Below are 18233 nucleotides of genomic sequence, written 5' to 3' on the forward strand. Positions count from 1 at the left end.
GAGGTGGAGTGCCAGGCTGGAGTGCTGAGGTGGAGTTCTGAGATGGAACGTGCGATCGCGCAAGGGGGTCGGCAATGCCGTTCTTGACTGACTCGACCGAGGTCGCGGTCGAGGGCATCGGCGCGGCGCGGCGCATCGGCTGGATGCGCTTCGTGGGCAATGGCCTGGGCGCGATCCCGATCGCCTCGATCATCCTGGAACGCCATGACGGTGCGCTGGCCTGGGTTCTGCTGCTGCTCAATGCACTGGCCTGGCCAGCGCTCGCGCTGCTGCTGACCCACCGGTCCCGGCAGCCTGCCGTGGTCCAGTTCCGCTGCATGGTGGCCGATTCGTTGTTCGGCGGTGGCTGGATCGCCTTCATGGGGTTGAGCGCGGTGCCCAGTGCACTGTTCGCGGCGCTGCTGGTCGCCGACAAGATCGCTGCCGGCGGCGTGCGCCTGGCGATGCGCGCCACGCTGGCACTGGTGCTGGGTTTTGCGATCACCTGGTGGGCCCTCGGGTTTCCCTATCAGCCGGTAACCTCGCAACGCACGATCGTGCTCAGCGTGCCGTTCCTGTTCGTCTACGGCATCGGTCTGAGCATCCTCAGCTGGCAGCTGGCGCGTCGGGTGAAATCGCAGAACCGGCAGCTGCAGCGCTTGAGTCGGATGGACCCGCTGGTCGAGCTGGCCAACCGCGGCTTCCTGATCCTGCGCGCGCAACAGGCGCTGGACAAGGCGCAGCGGCAGGGCGGTTTTGCCTGCCTGCTGATGCTGGACGTGGATGATTTCAAGCGCATCAATGACTCGCATGGCCATCGTGCCGGTGATGAAGTCCTGCGGCACATCGCTTCGACCCTGCGCGCGTTTGCCCGGCCCGGCGATACCCCGGCCCGCCTCGGTGGCGATGAGTTCGTCGTGCTGCTGCACGACTGCGCGCCGGTGGATGCGATGCATGTGGCCGAGCGGGTGCGCCTGCACCTGCTCGAGGCCGCCCGCCTGGCCACCCCGGGCGTGGAGTTCAGCGTCAGCATCGGCATTGCCGCCACGCCGCGCGGCGGTAGCGTGGAGGACTGGCTGGCGCAGGCCGACCGGGCGCTGTACCACGCCAAGCGGCAGGGCAAGAACAACGCCAGCTATGGCGAACACGGCGCCGCCCAATGACGGCGTAACGGCCGTTCATCCTGCACACGGAATCGCACGGCCAATCCTCTACCATGGGCCACCCCGCCCGGACGTGCCCCCATGCAAGACGCCCTCGTTGTGCAGCCCAAGCCCCCCGTTCCGAGGATCGCGGCCTGGCTGATGATGCTGCTGGGCATGTGGCTGGCGCTGAAGCTGGGGCTGGTGGTGACGCTGCTGTCGGGCCTGCTGGTGTTCCAGCTGACCCACCTGCTGGCCTCCACCGTGGAAGGCCGGTTGCCACCGGGGCGGGCACGGGCGATCGCGGTGATCGTGCTGTCGGCGGTCATCATCAGCGCGCTGGTACTGGCCGGGATCGGCGTGGCCTCGTTCTTCCGCAACGAGACCGGCGGGCCAGACGCGCTGCTGGCACGGCTGATGGAGATCCTCAATTCGTCGCGGCACCAGGTGCCGGCGCTGTTGCAGCCCTACATTCCCGAAGACATGCCGGCGCTGCGCGCAGCGCTGAACGACTGGGCCGCCGAGCACCAGCGCCAGCTGGGCGTGGCCGGTACATCGGTGGTGCAGGTGGGCGTGCGCGTGCTGATCGGCATGGTGCTGGGCGCGATGATCGCGCTGTATGACGAACTGCCGCTGCCGAAAATGGGGCCGCTGGCGCAGGAACTGATCGGCCGCACCAGCCGCCTGGCCACTGCGTTCCGCCAGGTGGTGTTCGCGCAGGTGAAGATCTCGCTGCTCAACACCGTGTTCACCGCGATTTTCCTGCTGGGTGTGCTGCCCTTGTTCGGGGTGCACCTGCCGTTGTCGAAGACGCTGGTGCTGATCACCTTCGTCGCCGGGCTGCTGCCGGTGGTGGGCAACATCATCTCCAACACCATCATCACCATCGTCGCGTTGTCGGTGTCGTTCTACGTGGCGGTGGCGGCGCTGCTGTACCTGATCGTCATCCACAAGCTGGAATATTTCCTCAACGCGCGCATCGTCGGCGGCGAGATCCAGGCGCGCGCCTGGGAACTGCTGCTGGCCATGCTGGTGATGGAGGCGGCGTTCGGCCTGCCGGGGCTGGTGGCCGCGCCGGTGTTCTACGCCTATGTGAAGCGGGAACTGGTGGATCAACGCTGGATCTGACCCCGCTGACGTGACGGATCTGTTTCGGTGAGCCGGGTGCCGCCTCTTGGCGGCACGTTCGCGATGACTGGGGTATACGCAGGGGCAGGGGCCGCGTAGTGCTGGCTTGGCACTGCCGGGGCCGCTCAGTACAGTGATCCGCACGTCAGGGGAAAGTTGAATGGCCGGCAAGGTATCGCCCATCGGGTTGCGGACCTGGGTCTGGATCCTGGCGGGACTGTTCGTGGTCTGCACCCTGCCGCTGATGGTCATCGCCCTGGTCCAGGGCACGATGCGCTATGCCGCCGCCGAGGACAATCTGGTCAGCCTGCGCCAGCTGCGGCAGACGTTTGATCTGGCCAACCTGGTCTCCTCCGAACGCGGCCCGGCCAACAGCCTGCTGGGCGCGCGCGCGGACGAAGGCGCCGAGCAGGCGCGGCTGGCCATGCAGCTGGCCGTGGTGCGGCGGCGGGTCGACGCCGCCATGCTGCAGCTGGACACCGCGTTCAAGGCCGATCCGGGCGAGGTTGATGCGCATGCGATGCTGGCCGATGCGCAACGCCGCCTGAAGTCGGCACGTGCCAGCGTGGACCGGGTGGCGGCGCAGCCGCAGGACGCACGCCGGGTCGAAGACGTGGAGCGCGCGATCAGCAGCATGTTCGCGGTGGTCGACCGCCTGCACCTGCTGACGTCCGCACAGATCAACGTGCTGGTCCGCGCCGACCGCGAGGCTGCGATTCCGGCGATGCAGGGCCAGGTGCTGATCGACCTGCGCGAGCACGGCGGGCGTTTGGCGTCCAACGTGATGGCGCCGGTGGCGGTGCCGGGTGCGTGGCGCAACGAGCAGGTGCGCGCGGCGCTGCAGACCGAGGGCCGCCTGCTGGAGCTGTGGCGGCTGGCCGGCAGCCACGAGGCGGTGTTCCGCAGTGACCCGGCGTTGTCCTGGCACTGGGACATGGCGCGACGGCAGTTTTTCGGTGAATCGCTGCCGATGGTCGAGCAGCTGATCGAAGGCGGTCGTCGCGGTGTACCTCCGCCGTGGACCGCCGCCGAGTTCACCCGGCGCTATGTGCCGACGTTGAAGTCGCTGGAGGCGCTGCGCGATGGCTACCTGAGTGTGTCCATTGCCCGCTTCGAACATACCCGCAACCGCGCCGCCATGCGCCTGGCGGTACTGGTGGCGACGGTCGTGGGTACGCTGGTGGTGCTGGGCGTGGCCCTGCGCATTGCCCATGTGCAGATCCTGCGGCCCCTGCTGCAGGCGCAGCGGCAGGTGATCCAGATCGCCTCCGACGCGCCGGGGCCGGAGCAGCACGTCACCCATCCGCTGGCGGAAATGCAGCGCCTGTTCGATGCGATCGAGGTCCTGCGCGAAACCTCGCGCGAACGCTCGGCGCTGACCAGTGAGCTGCGGCAGCTTGCGGGTACCGATGAACTGACCGGGCTGTTGAACCGCCGCGCGCTGGACCAGCGGGTGCAGCAGCGCCATGCCGAGGGCGCTGCGGCGGCGGTGGTGATCCTGCTGGACGTGGACCGCTTCAAGTCGATCAATGACGGCCATGGGCATGATGCCGGCGACGAGGTGCTGGTGCAGGTCGCGCAGCTGCTGCAGCGCCACCTGCGCCGCAGCGACAGCATCGCCCGCTACGGTGGCGAAGAGTTCCTGGTGCTGCTGGCCGATGGCGATCTGGATGCCGGTCGCCGGCTGGCCGAATCGCTGCGGTTGGCGCTGCAGCAGCTGGATATCGTGGTGGGCGGCGATAGCACGCTGCGCGTGACCGCCAGCTTCGGCGTGGCCGAGGGCGGTACCGACGCACTGGGCTGGCGCACCCTGCTGCGCGCGGCCGATGCGGCGATGTACCAGGCCAAGGCACAGGGCCGCGACCGCGTGCGGGTTGCCGGTGGGGGACGCACCTCACGTTGACCGGTCATGTTCATCGCCGGCGCACGTGGCGCGCCCTACACTGGCGGCCCGATCGCTGCAGGAGCCCACCATGACCGTGCATCCCCTTGCCTTCGCCGCACTGCTTGCGGGCCTGCTGGCCGGCTGCGCCAGCCCCGCATCGAAGACCACGGCCGATGAGCCGCGCCCTCCCTCGATCGCGGCCGGCATGAGCCCGGTGCCTGCGTTCACCGGTGGCGGGGCAGGGTGGAGCATCGAGATCGCGTCCACCGGCAACGGCAACCACGATGCCAGCCTCAGCGCCGATGGCCGTACCCAAAAGGGTACGTTGCGCTATCTCGGGCAGCCGGCCGATGCGCCCAGTTCGCTGATCGTGCTCAATGGTGAGCTGGGCAGGCAGCCCGCCGTTGTCGAGATCAAGCGCGAGTCGTGCCGCAATGCCGAAGGTGTCGACACCCTGGCCAGCGTGCAGGTAACGATGGAAGGGCAACCGCAGCGACGCGGTTGCGGCCACCTCGCGGTGTACTGAGCCGACCGGCAGCATGCTCGATATTCCCACCCTGCACACCGCGCGCCTGCGGCTGCGTCCGCAACAGCTGGATGACTTCGGCATCTATGCGGCGTTCCTGGCGTCGCCTCGCGCGCGTGGCATGGGCGGCCCATTCGATGAGGTTGCCGCGTGGGGCCAGTTCTGCCATGACCTGGCGAGCTGGCATCTGTTCGGCCACGGTGCGTTGATGATCGAACGGACCGACACCCACGCCTGCATCGGCCAGGTCGGCATCAATCATGGCCCGCTGTTTCCGGAGAAGGAACTGGGTTGGCTACTGTATGACGGCCACGAAGGGCAGGGCTTCGCCACTGAAGCGGCCGAGGCACTGCGCGACTGGGCCTTCGTGGTGGCACAGCTGCCGACGCTGGTCAGCTACATGGCGCCCGACAACCTGGCATCGCAGGCCGTTGCGCAGCGGCTGGGCGGCGTGCTCGACGCCCAGGCCGTGCGCAGTGATGCCGATGACCTGGTCTATCGTTACCTGCGCTGACGCCTAGCCGCCGGTGGCCGGTGCCTGCACGGGGCGGCCGAGCGCTTTGGCGACGCCCTCGCGCTTCTCGACCAGGAATTCCATCAGCGCGCGCACGCGGGGTGGCATCTGCTCACGCGATGGCACGTACAGGTAGAAGCCGGGGAACGGCGCGGACCATTCCGGCATCAACCGCAGCAGGCGCCCATCTGCCAGCATCGGCTGCAGTGACAGGTCGATGTGCTGCATCACGCCCAGTCCCTGCAGCGCGGCGCGGATCATGGCATCGTCATCATTGGTGACATAGCGTCCGCACGGTTCCACTTCAAAGTCGTGTCCATGCTGGCCGGGCGTGCTGAACTCCCAGGCATAGACCGTGCCGCTGCCGGTCTGGCGGTAGCCCAGGCATTCATGCCCGGCCAGTTCGGCGGGCGTGCTGGGCGTGCCATGCCGGGCCACGTAGGCCGGCGAGGCGACCACCACCATTTCCAGCATCGGCGTCACCGGCACGGCGATCATGCCTTCGGCCAGCCGTTCCCCCAGCCGGATGCCGGCGTCGCAGCCTTCGGCGACGATGCTGGACAGGCCATCGTCCATCACCAGCTCCACGCGCAGCTCGGGGTAGCGCGCGAAGAATTCAGGCAGGTGTGGTTCGATCAGCGTCTTGGCGGTCAGGCGTGCGGTGTTGATGCGCAGCAGGCCGGAGGGGGCGTCATGGCTGGCGCGCAGGTCGCGTACTGCGCTGTCGATGGTGCTCAGCGATGGCTGCACTGCGTCGAACAGGCGCTGGCCTTCCTCGGTCAGCGACATCTCGCGGGTGGTCCGGTGCAGAAGGCGCACGCCCAGTTGCTTCTCCAGCGTCTTCAGGCTCTGCGACAGCGCGGGGCGCGAGACCCCCATCTCTTCGGCCGCCTTGGTGAAGCTGCGATGGTGGGCAATGTGGGCAAACCAGGCCAGCTGCGGCAGCAGGGCCGGGTTGATCGCGGTGGGGGCACTCATGGGGGCTCGGTCGGGCGCCACGCCCGTCGCATTCTGGTAATCACAGCTTACTACTGTGGTTGAGATTGGCGTCTTTTCTGCTCCCAATCCCAGGTCTATCGTGCTTGCAACGGCGACACCGGTCGCCCTGCCGCAAACGAGGAGCCACCGCATGGAAACCGTCAAGATCCAGAACCCGGACATGGCCTGGCATATCGCTGCCGACCTGCACTTTCCGCCGGACTTCGACCGCAACCGGGCCTACCCCACGATCATCAGCATGCACCCGATCGGCAGCTGCAAGGAGCAGACGTCCGGCAACGTCTACGGTGAGGCGCTGGCCCGCGAGGGTTACGTGGTGATCGCCTACGACGCCAGCTTCCAGGGCGCCAGCGGGGGTGAACCGCGACGGATCGAAGACCCGACCCAGCGCGTGGAGGATGTACGCCGCGTGGTCGACTATCTGGTCACCCTGCCGTACGTGGACGCCGCACGCATCGGTGTGCTCGGCATCTGTGGTGGTGGTGGCTATGCGATCAACGCCACCATGACCGAGCGCCGCATCAAGGCGGTCACCAGCATCACCGGCGTCAACTTCGGCCGGCTCAGCCGCGAGGGCTTTGGCGGCTTCGATCCGATTGGTTCGCTGGAGGCCATCGCCGCACAGCGCACCGCCGAGATGCGTGGCGGCGAGGCACGCGTGGACCTGTTCCTGCCACCGTCGGTGGAGCAGGGGCGCGCTGCCGGCATCACCGATATCGACGTGCTGGAGGCCACGGACTACTACCGCACGCGCGGGCCGCAGCCCAACGGCGTGGTCAGCGCGCTGTTCTCGCATCGTGGTGCAGCGGTGGGCTGGGATGCCTTCCATCTGGCCGAAGTGCTGCTGACCCAGCCGCTGCTGGTGGTGATTGGTGACAAGCCGGGGGCGTTTGGTGCCTACCGCGATGGCCTGGAGATCCATGGCCGTGCGGCTTCGAAGCACAAGCAGCTGAAGGTGGTGGAGGGTGGGTCGCACTACGACCTGTATGACCAGCCGGAGCCGGTCCGGCAGGCACTGGCGGCGGTGATTCCGTTCTTCAGCCAGCATCTGTGAGCTGATGGCACTGGGGTGGTGCCGGCGGCGGGCCGGCACCTGCACGCCCTATGCGCCCGGGTAGCGGTTCGCGCCACGCCCGCGATTCAGCCTTTCGCGCAGGATGTGGTATATCGTTTATCGATAAATCCATCCCGGGGCGGCATGCCACCCCAATGCCGGAGGCCGCTTGACCGCTCGACCCGCCCGCGCCAGACCCGCGCGAGGCTTGTTCACCCTGGCCCAGGCCGCCGTGCAGGCCGTGCGCGCGATGTGCTGGCTGGGCATCCTGGCCGCACTGCTGGCCGTTCCCCTCGTCGCCCACGACCGCCGCTGGCTGCTCGACAACGTGCATGATGCCGCTGCCGCGGCCGCGCACGGCAACGATCTGTTCCTGCATTTCTGCCTGGGGCTGGGCGCCATCGTCGTGCTGCTGGTGCTGTGCCTGGTGTTCCTGCGTCATCTGCTGCGGCTGCTGGACTCGGCGGCGCGCGAGCAGCCGTTCACCCACACCAATGCACAGCGCCTGCAGCGCATGGCGTGGTTGATGCTGGCGATGGAGCTGCTGTCGATCCTGATCGGTGCCTACGCGGCCTGGATGGGCCCGGACTTCACCTGGATGGAAGTCGGCGGTGGCATGTCGATCACCGGCCTGGTCGCGGTGCTGATGCTGTTCGTGCTGGCACGCGTGTTTGCCGTAGGCGCGGCGATGCGCGATGACCTGGACGGTCTGGTCTGATGGGCACGCGCTGATGGCGATCGTCATCACCCTCGACCGCATGCTGCAGGAACGGGGCATGACCCTGTCCGAGCTGGCCGGGCGCATCGACATCACCCTGGCGAACCTGTCGATCCTGAAGACCGGCAAGGCACGCGCCATCCGCTTTTCCACCCTCGATGCGATCTGCCGCGAGCTGCAGTGCACGCCCGGCGACCTGCTCGGTCATGACCCGGCGCAGGCGCAGGATGCCGATTGAATGACTGCTTTTCTCCCTTACCTACTGACGAAACGGACCTGAAATGGAATGGTTGGCTGACCCCTCGATATGGATGGGCCTTGCAACCCTGGTCGTGCTGGAGATCGTTCTCGGCATCGACAACCTGGTGTTCATCGCGATCCTGGCTGACAAGCTGCCGCCGCACCAGCGCGACCGCGCACGGGTGATCGGCCTCACCCTGGCCCTGTTGATGCGGCTGGTGCTGCTGGCGGCGCTGGCCTGGATCATGAAGCTGACCGAGCCGCTGCTTACGCTGTTCGATCACAGCTTCTCCGGGCGTGACCTGATCCTGCTGGGCGGTGGCCTGTTCCTGCTGTTCAAGGGCACGATGGAACTGCACGAACGGCTGGAAGGCCGCGAGCACCACGAGGATGGAAAGAAGGTCTATGCCAGCTTCGCGATGGTGGTGGCGCAGATCGTGGTGCTCGACGCAGTGTTCTCGCTGGACTCGGTGATCACCGCGGTCGGCATGGTCGACAACCTCGGCGTGATGTATGCCGCGGTGACCATCGCGATGGCGCTGATGCTGGTGGCCAGCAAGCCGCTGACCCGTTTCGTCAACAAGCATCCCACGGTGGTGGTGCTGTGCCTGGGCTTCCTGCTGATGATCGGCTTCAGCCTGGTGGCCGAGGGCCTGGGCTACAAGATCCCGAAGGGCTACCTGTACGCGGCCATTGCCTTCTCGATCCTGGTCGAAGCGTTCAACCAGTGGGTGCGTTTCAACCGCGAGCGCAACGAGCGGCGCCAGCCGTTCCGCCAGCGCACCGCCGACGCCGTGCTGCGGATGCTGGGGGCGCGTCCGGCCAACGGACACGACGACGAAAGCGAGGACGCACACGCCGATGCCGAAGAGCGGCTGCAGCCGGCCGAGCACGAGATGATCCGCAGCGTGCTGGGGCTGGCCGATCGACCGGTGTCGAGCGTGATGACTGTGCGTGCCGACGTGCAGTGGATCGACGTGGCACGCGGGCAGGACGATGTGGTGGCGCGCCTGGTGGCCTCGCCGCATACCCGCCTGCTGGTCGGCGACGGCGATCTGGACAGCCTGCGTGGCGTGGTGCAGAGCCGCGACCTGCTGGCCGACCTGCTGCAGGGCAGGCCGCTGCAGCTGGAAGGCAACCTGCGCGAGCCGCAGTACGTGCTGTCCAGTGCCAGTGCGCTGCAGGCGCTGGAGCTGATCCGCCAGCACCCGGTGCCGCTGGCGGTGGCGGTGGACGAGTACGGCAGCGTGGAAGGCCTGGTGACGGCCAACGACCTGCTGGCCGCGATTGCCGGTGACCTGGTGGATACCCAGGACGAGCGCTATGGTGTGGTCGCGCAGGGCGAAGGCCAGTGGGAGGCCGACGGTGCGCTGACCCTGGATGACCTGCAGCGCCTGGCGGGCGTCTCGCTGCCGCGCAGTGCCGACTACATGACCATCTCCGGGCTGGTGCTGGAGCGGTTGGGCCGCCTGCCGGACATCGGCGACGCGGTGGAGATCGCCGACGTGCGCATCACCGTACTGGCGATGGAGAAGCGCCGCATCGCCCGCCTGCGGGTGGAGCGCCTGCCCGGGGCGTGATGCTGCCTCTACCCAATGACACGCGGGCCCGTCACCATGGCGGGCCCGCTTTTCTTCCTGGATGGTTGCAGTGCTGAGTACGATCGGTTTGTTGATGGGCCTGTACGTGGCCTGGCGCCTGTTCTGGCCGCTGCGCCTGCCCACCGCATTGAAGGTCGTGCTGTCGCTGCTGCTGGTGGCTGTGGCCGTGCAGCTGCGCATCGTCGCCACCTTCTGGGGCACGATGGCCTCGCCGGAGATACCGAAGCTGGCGATCGCCACGCTGGCCACCGGCTCGACGGCGGTGCTGCTGCTTGCGCTGGTGATGCTGGTGCTGGACGCAGGACTGCTGCTGTCGCGCCTGCTCCGCCGGCCGCGCGCGGTATCGGCATTGCGCGCCCCCAGGCTGCGTCCTGTGGCCGCTGTGCTGGCCCTGCTGGTCAGCGGCTATGGCGTCAGCCAGGGCATGGCGGTGCCCAAGCCGCGGCAGATCGACGTGGCGATCAAGGATCTGCCGGCCGCCTTCGACGGCTATCGCGTACTGCAGCTGACCGACATCCATGCCAGCCGCCTGCTGACTGGCGACTGGGTGCGCAAGGTGGTGGAGCAGAGCAATGCGCTGAAGCCGGACCTGATCGTGATCACCGGCGACCTGATCGATGGCAGCGTCGAGGCCCGTCGCGACGACGCGCGCCCGCTGGCCGACCTGCGTGCGCCGGACGGCGTCATTGCGATCACCGGCAACCACGAGTATTACGCGCAGTACCAGGACTGGATGCAGGCGTTCCGCGCACTGCACATGCAGGTGCTGGAGAACAGCCATCTGCAGGTGCGTCGTGGTGAGGCGGCGTTGACCATCGCCGGTGTCACCGACCCGGTGGCGGCACGCTATGGACTGCCGTTGCCCGATCTGGACGCGGCGCTGGCCGGTGCCGATCCGTCCGCGCCGGTGATCCTGCTCGACCATCGCCCGCGCAATGCGCGCGAGGCCGCCGCGCGCGGCGTCACGCTGCAGCTGTCCGGACATACCCACGGCGGCCAGATCATCGGTATGGACCAGCTGGTGAAGCGCGCCAACGGCGGCTATGTCTCCGGCCGCTACGAGGTGGACGGCATGACCCTGTACGTGAGCAACGGGGCCGGCCTGTGGGCCGGGTTCCCTGCGCGCATCGGCGTGCCGTCCGAAATCACCCTGCTGACCTTGCGCCGCGCGCCGTGATGCTGCGCACGCCTTCATGGAGGAAGGAGCCATGGCGCATCCCCGCGCTCCGATGGAACGCCTGATCCGCGCCAATGCCGATGAGATAAACCGGCTTCGCCAGGTGATCCGCGATACCGCAGGTACGCGTTGGCGTGGGCCGGAGCAGCGGGCGCTGCACGCTGCGGCCTGCGCCGAGTATCAACTGCGCTACGATCAGCTTGCCTTTCCGGGCGGCTATGACCAGGCGTTGAAACTGCTGGCCGAGCATGACCCGGGCACGCTGGATGTAGTGCTTACTTTCCTCGAAGTGCGGCCCTACTTCTTCCGGTCCGGCTACATGTGGAAGACATTGTTGAAGCGCGTGCAGCGGGTGCCGATGGGCGTGAAGCAGCAGGCGCGGATGCAGAGAATCCTCGATGCCTATGGCGCTTACCGGGTGGGACGCCTGCACTCCCGTTAGCTCCAGGTCATCCAGCAAGATCGCCTTGCATCCAGCATTCATACTGGCCCCGGATCAGAGATCATCTGCACGGGATTCTCAAACAGGGAAAGGCACCATGCAGGAAGCACATCACTCACGCGGGTGGCCACGCTACGTCGCACTGCTGGTTGGTGCACTGCTGCTGGCCGGTTGCCAGCGCACGCCGGAGCTGCCCGGCGCGGCACCCGCGGCACCCGCGGCAGACACGCCGGTTGCCGCGCCAGTGGCCAGCACCGACCTCTCCCCGCTGCTCGATGCCCTGCCGACGTGTGCGCTGGAGGGCTGGTACATCGATCAACAGACTGATCGCCCGGCCCACCCCTGGTTGGCCGCGAATGCGCCAACGCCCTGCCGGCAGGACGCGGAGAACGAGATCGCCACGTTCTGCGTACAGGGCCAATGGAAGGGGCTGCCGGTGGACGAAGTGATCCTGCCGACGATGACGTTCGTTTCGTTCCGTGGGGCGAAGATCGGCCTGCCGCTGGAGAAGGCGCGCCCGATCGTCCGCCAGCGCTTCGGGCAGGATTTTCCAGGCGGTGCCGCCTACGAGGAGGGCCGCGAGCCGAAGCTGATGGCCGACCCCGAGGATGCGCAGCGTTCGTGGCTGCTGTGCAGCACCCCGGAACTGGGGCACGACGTGGACAGAGAGGGGGGCCTCCGCTATGCCGGCATGAACCTGCCCTACGACCACGAAGGTTGCAGCTACCGCTACAGCCCGGTCGACTTCTGCGATGCGCGGCATCGCGCGCGCATCGAGGATGCGCTGCAGAACCAGAAGCCCAATTTCAACCAGCACTATCTGCTGGTGCAGATCGATGATCGCCCTGAGTACTTCCAGCGCACGGTGGTGCTGGTCGATACCCGCACCGGCGAGGCAACACCGCTGCCGATCGACGCCTTCACCGGAGCAGCGGGGAAGGGCGGAGAGGCTACCGGCTACGGGACTCTGGAGACGGGCGTGGACCAGCCGCAGTTCTGCCTCGATGGCGCGTTGCTGGTCTATCGCGTGTTGGAGGAAGGCCGCTTCTGCTTCGGCTTTGACGGTGAACGCTTCACCGGGCATGAAACCCAGTACATGCAGGCAGCCGCATCTCCCTGACCGGAACAGGGTTGCCAAACCAGCGATCGCCGCCTGGCGTCACTGGTCGGCGCTGGCCGTCACTGATCGCGGTCACTGCCTCCATGCCCGTGGCAACGGCCAACAATGGCGCACTCCCTGAAGGAAGCGCTGCCATGTCCTTGCCTGCTGTTGCCATCACCACGCGCCGCGCGCTGCGCAGCGAGCAGGTGCCCGCATCGCGCCGCCAGCGCCTGCTGCGTATCGGTGCCCTGGCCTGGCTGGGCAGTGCCGCACTCGGCCAACTGCTGTTCGCCGCCTACATCGTAGGCTTCTACGGACGCAGCACGCTGGCCGGCCAGCCGCTGCGCTGGAACGAGGTGATGCCGCACGGTTACGTCGCCGGGGCGACCACCTTCAACGCCGTGCTGGCGCTGCACCTGCTGCTGGCAGCGGGCATCGTGCTGGGGGGATGGTTGCAGCTGTGGCCAGCGCTGCGGCGCTGGGCACCGGCCGTGCACCGCTGGAACGGCCGGCTCTACGTGTTGGCCGCGGTAGTGCTGGCACTGGGTGGCCTGGCGATGGTGTGGGTCCGTGGCGGCGCTGCCGGTGATGTTTCGCAGCATCTGGGCACCTCGCTCAATGCCCTGCTGATCCTGTGGTTCGCGGTGGCCACGTGGTGGCGCGCACGCCAGCAACGTCTGGGTGAGCACCGCGCATGGGCGCTGCGCCTGTTCCTGGCGGTGGGGGGCGTGTGGTTCTTCCGCATCGGCCTGATGCTGTGGCTGCTGCTCAACCAGGGGCCGGCGGGTTTCGATCCGGAAACCTTCACCGGCCCCGCGTTGACCGTGCTGGCGTTTGCACAGACCCTTCTGCCCCTGGCAGTGCTGGAACTGTATCTGCGTGCCCAACGCCCTGCAGGGGCGGCGCATGCCTGGCGGGTCGGCGTGGTCCTGCTGGTTGCGGCTGTGGCCACCCTGGCCGGCAGCCTCGCCGCGGCGGCACTGATGTGGTGGCCACCGCTTGCGGCCGGCTGACGTGGGTGCACGGCAAGGCGCTATGCTGCCGGCCATGTCCGATGTGCTGTCGCCACCGCCGGTTTCGCTGCTGCGCCGAACGCTGTGGTGCGCAGGCATCTCGCTCGCGCTCGGCGCGCTGCTGGTCATCGACTGGCATCCGTGGTGGACGGTGCTGCCGCGCGCGCTGGCATTGGGCCTGGCGGCGATGCTGGTGTTCACCGTGCTGGAGCGCTGGCCCGGATCGCTGCCGCGGTGGCTGTCACGCTGGGTCGTGCAGATCCTCGCGGTGGCGGCGGTGATTCCGCTGGGAACCCTGATGATCTATCTTGCGGGCACCGACGCGGGCGCACCGCCATTCTGGCAGGACGCAGATCGCTGGACCGGGTTCCTGACCCTCAACGTGGTTGGCCTGCTGGTTGCACCGTGGGTGGCGCTGGCGGCACTGGTGAGGCACAAGGACGCACTGGCAAGGCACCAGGCCCTGGCCTTCGCGCTGGAACGCAGCGAGCTGGAGCGGCAGGCGCTGGAAGCTCGCGTGCAGCTGCTGCAACGGCAGGTTGCGCCGCATTTCCTGTTCAACACCCTGGCCAACCTGCAGGCGCTGGTGGACAGCGGTTCACCGCAGGCATCGGTGGTGATGCGCCATCTGGTGGCCTACCTGCGCGGCAGCGTGCCACGCCTGCAGCAGCCGGTGGTACGGATGGAGGACGAGATCGCATTGGTAAGCGCCTATCTGGAACTGATGCATATGCGGATGCCGGATCGGCTGCGGTTCCGCCTGGATGTTGCCGAGCAGGTGCGCGCGCTGGGTTGCCCGGGCCTGTCCGTGCTGACCCTGGTGGAGAACGCGATCCGCCATGGCATCGACCCCTGCGAAGACGGTGGCGAGGTGGTGGTGCAGGTGCGGCGCGACGGGGCGTGTTGCGAGGTCTGCGTGGTTGACGACGGCCGAGGCCTGTCAGCTGTGGCGCCGGGCCTGGGCACCGGCCTGCAGACACTGCGCCAGCGGCTGCAGCTGCTGTATGGCGATGCCGCGTCCCTGCAGTTGCAGGCGGGCCCAGAGCGCGGCGCGATCGCGCGCCTGCGGTTGCCGGCGCGGGAGCTGCCCGCGTGATCGCCAACGCACTGATTGCCGACGACGAACCGTTGCTGCGGCAGGCGCTGGCCGCACAGCTGGCGCAGGCTTGGCCGCAGCTGCAGGTGGTGGCGCAGGCGCGTAATGGGCGCGAGGCGCTGCAGGCCTTCGAAACCCTGCAGCCACAGGTCTGCTTCCTCGACATCCACATGCCCGGCCTGTCCGGCATCGACGTCGCCGCACGCATCGCGCGGCGCGCGCAGGTGGTGTTCGTCACCGCCTACGACGCGTATGCGGTGCAGGCATTCGCGCAGGGCGCGCTGGATTACCTGGTGAAGCCGGTGGATGCACAGCGCCTGCACGATACGGTGCAACGGCTGCAGCAGCGCCTGCAGCAACCTCCGCCCCTGCAGGACCTGCAGAAGCAGCTGCAGCAGCTGGCCGAACGCCTGTCGCTGCCGGCGCCGACGCCGCTGCGCTGGCTGCACGCGCAGGTTGGCAACGTGCTGCGGGTGATTCCCTGCAGCGCGGTGGATTTCCTGCGCGCCGACAGCAAGTACACCCAGGTCGGCTGGCGCGACGACGACGGTCGTCCCGGCGAGGCGGTGATCACGCTGCCGTTGAAGGAGCTGGTGCAACAGCTGGATCCGGACAGCTTCGTGCAGGTGCACCGCTCGGCGGTGGTCAACCGGCACGCGGTGAAGCTGCTGGTGCGCGGTGACAACGAGACCGCCCAGCTGTACCTGCGCGGTCGTGATGACGTACTGCCGGTCAGCCGCCGCTATCTGGGTGCGTTCCGCGCCATGTAGGCCGGTCCTGACCCGCGTTTCACCCGGCGCATGACACCCTCCGCCCATGAATGAAATGACCGTGGCGCGGCAGCGCTCGATGTGGGTGGCCGGCCTGTCCACGGTGGTGGAGTGGTACGACTTCACCCTGTACCTGTACTTCGCCACGGTGCTGTCGCGGGTGTTCTTTGGCGGTGGCGAGCAGGCGATGCTGGTCACCCTGGCCGGCTTCGCGGTGTCCTACCTGATGCGTCCGCTCGGCGCGCTGTGCTTTGGCCACCTGGGTGACCGGCTGGGCCGGCGCTGGATGCTGCTGGCCTCGATGGCGCTGATGGCGGCAGCGATGCTGGCCACCGCCCTGCTGCCGACCGCCGCAACGGCGGGCACCACCGCCGGCGTGCTGCTGCTGGTGCTGCGCTGCGTGATGGCGTTCTCGGTGGGCGGTGAATACACCGGTGTGGTCGCGTATCTGCTGGAAAGCGCGCCGGAACGGCGACGCGGCCTGGTGACCTCGCTGGCCTCTGCCGCCAGTGAAGTGGGTGCGCTGCTGGCGGTGGCGATCTCGGCAGCGACGGTGGCGCTGCTGGCACCTGCGCAGCTGGACAGCTGGGGTTGGCGCATTCCGTTCTTCGTCGGCGCGGCGCTGGCGCTGGTGATCCTCGTCGCGCGCTCGGGCATGCACGAGTCGCCCGAGTTCGAGCGCCAGCGCCGCGAGGGCAGTATTCCGGCCACGCCGTTGCGGCACGTGCTGCGCCATCATCCGCGGGCGGTGGCGCGTACCTTCGCGATCTCCGCACTGGGCTCGATCACCTACTACGTGGGCATCACCTATGTGCCGGCCTTCCTGCATGCACAGGGCCACGATGAAGGCGACGCGCTGTGGTTGTCGACGATTGCGGCAGTGGCGGTGATCGCGATCACGCCGCTGTGCGGCGCACTGTCCGACCGTGTCGGGCGACGGCCGATGCTGTTGGGCCTGACTGTGCTGGCGGCGCTGCTGCCGCTGTCGCTGTTCGCGTGGATGGCGGAGGCAACGGCATGGGGCATCGCGCTGGCGGCGGTCCTGCTGGCCTGCGTGGCCGGTGGCGTCAGCGCGGTGGCGGCCCCGGCCACGGCCGAGCAGTTCCCCGGCGAAGGCCGGGTCAGCGGGCTGGCGCTGGGGGTGACCATGGCTACGGCCGTGTTCGGCGGTGCGACACCGTGGTTGGCGCAATGGTGGGTGCAACGCAGCGGCTGGGCGGCAGCGCCGGGCGCGATGATCGCGTTGGTGGCGGTGCTGGTGCTCCCGGTGCTGTGGACCCTGCCCGAGACGGTCCCGGGCAGGGCCAGGCGTTAGCCGATCAGACCTTCAGGGTCTGCTCGATGTCGGCCAGTACGGCGGCCGCATCCACGCCGATGGCGACAGACTGCAGCACGTGGCCATCCCATACGCTGGGGCCGAAGCCCATGCCTTCCGGCTTGGGAATGGTCATGCCGCGGGCGACGCCGTCGGTGGCCACGCGCACGCTGGCGCGCTCGAACTGGAACAGTTCCGGGCGGGTCAGCGCGATGCAGGCGCAGCAGTCGTGCACGACCATGCCCTTGTGCCCGGCCTGCAGGTAGAAGTCCACGTAGTCCTGCGACAGCGCGCGCACCAGCTCGGCATCGGCACCGCCGATCCCGGCCAGCGTGTCCAGGCCGTCACGGTCCATTTCCACGCGGGTGGTCACGTCCAGCCCGATCGCGGTAACCGGCCAATCGGTGGTGAACACCACGTCGGCCGCTTCGGCATCGCCCCAGATGTTCGCCTCGGCGGCCGGGGTGATGTTGCCGTTGACGTGGAAGGCACCGCCCATGAGGACCACTCCACGCACCAGGCCGGCGATGTCCGGGGCCTGCTGCAGGGCCAGCGCCAGGTTGGTCATGCGGCCCACGGCAACTAGGGTCACTTCGCCCGGGTGGGCGCGGACCAGGTCGATGATCAGCTGCGCGGCCGGGCGCGCGTCGGCGGCTACGTCCAGTTGCGCCGGCACCGGGTGGTTGCCCAGGCCGTTGTGGCCGTGGATGTGCACCGGCCACGCTTCCGGAGTGGCTTCCGGCTGCAGCGGGCCTGCCGCGCCGCGCGCGACCGGGGCGGCAAAGCCCCAGGTCTGCTTCAGGTACAGCGCATTGTGCGTGGTCGATTCAACCGAGGCGTTGCCGAAGGTGGTGGTGACGCCGATCAGGTCGATCTGCGGGTGCTTGTGCAGGTACAGCAGGGCCAGGGCGTCGTCGACGCCCGGGTCGGTATCGAAAATGACTTTCAGCATGTTGTTGTTCTTCTTCTTCCGTGTGGTGCGGGGGGCGCCGGCGGCCACGGGGCAGGCCGGCGCGCCCTACATTGTCCCATCTTCATGACAGGCAGGGCCAATGCCGGGGCGGGGCGGCATAATGCGGCCAGTCCAGGCACGGAACCGCCGCATGCTGATCCTCGCCCTTCTGCTGGTCCTGCTGGTGCTGGGCCTGAATCTGGTCGCCACGGTGCTCATTGTCCGGCGCGACGGCCTGTCGGCAGGCGGCCGTACGGTGCAGCTGTTGCTGGTCTGGCTGCTGCCGCTGGTCGGCGCGATCCTGTGCATGGCGGTGGCCACCGCCGATGGCTCCGGCAGCCGGGGCGATAACGGCCTCGGCGGCGCCTACGACTACTCGGGAGGCCATTCCAGTGACAACCACAGCCATCACGGCCACAGCAGCTCCGACTGCAGCGGTGATGGTGGTGGCAGTGACGGCGGCAGCTGCGGCGATTGAGGCCTCTGTAGAGTCGAGCCATGCTCGACTGCCCTTCGTTCCAACGCCGCGATGCCTGATCGAAAAGCAGTCGAGCATGGCTCGACTCTACAAAGGCGACGA

General features: G+C 68.1%; 19 protein-coding genes. 17 read left to right on the top strand and 2 right to left on the bottom strand.

Annotated features, from left to right (window positions below; all coding sequences use genetic code 11):
- Window positions 1–74 precede the first annotated feature (74 nt).
- From K5L94_RS05500 to K5L94_RS05520, 5 genes are all read left to right on the top strand, one after another.
- On the top strand, window positions 75–1142 hold the full coding sequence (locus K5L94_RS05500; RefSeq protein ID WP_274512152.1) for a sensor domain-containing diguanylate cyclase: 1068 nt from the start codon (window positions 75–77) through the stop codon (window positions 1140–1142).
- Window positions 1143–1223: 81 nt separating this feature from the next.
- Window positions 1224–2249, top strand: coding sequence for an AI-2E family transporter (locus K5L94_RS05505; protein WP_053508333.1), 1026 nt, complete (start codon window positions 1224–1226; stop codon window positions 2247–2249).
- Window positions 2250–2409: 160 nt separating this feature from the next.
- Window positions 2410–4152, top strand: a complete 1743-nt coding sequence (locus K5L94_RS05510) for a GGDEF domain-containing protein (RefSeq protein WP_274512153.1) — start codon at window positions 2410–2412, stop codon at window positions 4150–4152.
- A 70-nt stretch (window positions 4153–4222) separates the two neighbouring features.
- Complete coding sequence (locus K5L94_RS05515; RefSeq protein WP_049458897.1) at window positions 4223–4660, top strand: hypothetical protein; 438 nt, start codon at window positions 4223–4225, stop codon at window positions 4658–4660.
- Window positions 4661–4673: 13 nt separating this feature from the next.
- Window positions 4674–5174, top strand: coding sequence for a GNAT family N-acetyltransferase (locus tag K5L94_RS05520; RefSeq protein ID WP_274512155.1), 501 nt, complete (start codon window positions 4674–4676; stop codon window positions 5172–5174).
- Window positions 5175–5177: 3 nt separating this feature from the next.
- Here the strand turns inward: K5L94_RS05520 and K5L94_RS05525 are convergent, their stop codons facing one another.
- On the bottom strand, window positions 5178–6152 hold the full coding sequence (locus K5L94_RS05525; RefSeq protein WP_274512156.1) for a LysR family transcriptional regulator: 975 nt from the start codon (window positions 6150–6152) through the stop codon (window positions 5178–5180).
- A 151-nt stretch (window positions 6153–6303) separates the two neighbouring features.
- On the opposite strand from K5L94_RS05525, the gene K5L94_RS05530 reads away from it, so the two are divergent.
- From K5L94_RS05530 to K5L94_RS05580, 11 genes are all read left to right on the top strand, one after another.
- Complete coding sequence (locus K5L94_RS05530) at window positions 6304–7227, top strand: alpha/beta hydrolase (protein WP_164085654.1); 924 nt, start codon at window positions 6304–6306, stop codon at window positions 7225–7227.
- 250 nt (window positions 7228–7477) lie between these two features.
- Complete coding sequence (locus K5L94_RS05535) at window positions 7478–7945, top strand: DUF2975 domain-containing protein (RefSeq protein WP_053451258.1); 468 nt, start codon at window positions 7478–7480, stop codon at window positions 7943–7945.
- Between the two features lie 13 nt (window positions 7946–7958).
- On the top strand, window positions 7959–8183 hold the full coding sequence (locus K5L94_RS05540; protein WP_005408494.1) for a helix-turn-helix domain-containing protein: 225 nt from the start codon (window positions 7959–7961) through the stop codon (window positions 8181–8183).
- A 43-nt stretch (window positions 8184–8226) separates the two neighbouring features.
- Window positions 8227–9765: a TerC family protein gene (locus K5L94_RS05545; protein ID WP_164085655.1), complete on the top strand. Its 1539-nt coding sequence runs from the start codon at window positions 8227–8229 to the stop codon at window positions 9763–9765.
- Window positions 9766–9826: 61 nt separating this feature from the next.
- Window positions 9827–10963, top strand: coding sequence for a metallophosphoesterase (locus tag K5L94_RS05550; RefSeq protein ID WP_274512157.1), 1137 nt, complete (start codon window positions 9827–9829; stop codon window positions 10961–10963).
- Between the two features lie 31 nt (window positions 10964–10994).
- Entirely contained in the window at window positions 10995–11405 is a 411-nt protein-coding gene (locus tag K5L94_RS05555) for a hypothetical protein (protein WP_274512158.1), read from the top strand.
- 97 nt (window positions 11406–11502) lie between these two features.
- On the top strand, window positions 11503–12525 hold the full coding sequence (locus tag K5L94_RS05560; RefSeq protein WP_274512160.1) for a hypothetical protein: 1023 nt from the start codon (window positions 11503–11505) through the stop codon (window positions 12523–12525).
- Window positions 12526–12659: 134 nt separating this feature from the next.
- Window positions 12660–13520: a DUF2306 domain-containing protein gene (locus K5L94_RS05565; RefSeq protein ID WP_274512161.1), complete on the top strand. Its 861-nt coding sequence runs from the start codon at window positions 12660–12662 to the stop codon at window positions 13518–13520.
- Window positions 13521–13554: 34 nt separating this feature from the next.
- Window positions 13555–14616, top strand: coding sequence for a sensor histidine kinase (locus K5L94_RS05570; RefSeq protein ID WP_238581858.1), 1062 nt, complete (start codon window positions 13555–13557; stop codon window positions 14614–14616).
- The gene (locus K5L94_RS05575) at window positions 14613–15386 is read left to right on the top strand and encodes a LytR/AlgR family response regulator transcription factor (RefSeq protein ID WP_053449082.1); all 774 of its coding nucleotides are present in this window, start codon (window positions 14613–14615) and stop codon (window positions 15384–15386) included. Before K5L94_RS05570 ends, K5L94_RS05575 begins: the two co-directional genes overlap by 4 nt.
- Window positions 15387–15441: 55 nt before the next feature.
- Window positions 15442–16701 carry an MFS transporter gene (locus K5L94_RS05580; RefSeq protein WP_053449083.1) on the top strand — a complete coding sequence of 420 codons (1260 nt, stop codon included), beginning with the start codon at window positions 15442–15444 and terminating at the stop codon, window positions 16699–16701.
- Between the two features lie 4 nt (window positions 16702–16705).
- On the opposite strand, the gene K5L94_RS05585 is transcribed toward K5L94_RS05580, so the two are convergent.
- Window positions 16706–17653 (bottom strand): nucleoside hydrolase, encoded by a 948-nt coding sequence (locus K5L94_RS05585; protein WP_040009827.1) that lies wholly within the window; start codon window positions 17651–17653, stop codon window positions 16706–16708.
- Between the two features lie 151 nt (window positions 17654–17804).
- Here K5L94_RS05585 and K5L94_RS05590 point away from each other — a divergent pair, with 151 nt between their 5' ends.
- Window positions 17805–18131, top strand: coding sequence for a hypothetical protein (locus K5L94_RS05590; RefSeq protein ID WP_053449084.1), 327 nt, complete (start codon window positions 17805–17807; stop codon window positions 18129–18131).
- Window positions 18132–18233 lie beyond the last annotated feature (102 nt).

The organism is Stenotrophomonas forensis, from assembly GCF_028752115.1.
In the GTDB taxonomy this organism is placed as follows: domain Bacteria; phylum Pseudomonadota; class Gammaproteobacteria; order Xanthomonadales; family Xanthomonadaceae; genus Stenotrophomonas; species Stenotrophomonas forensis.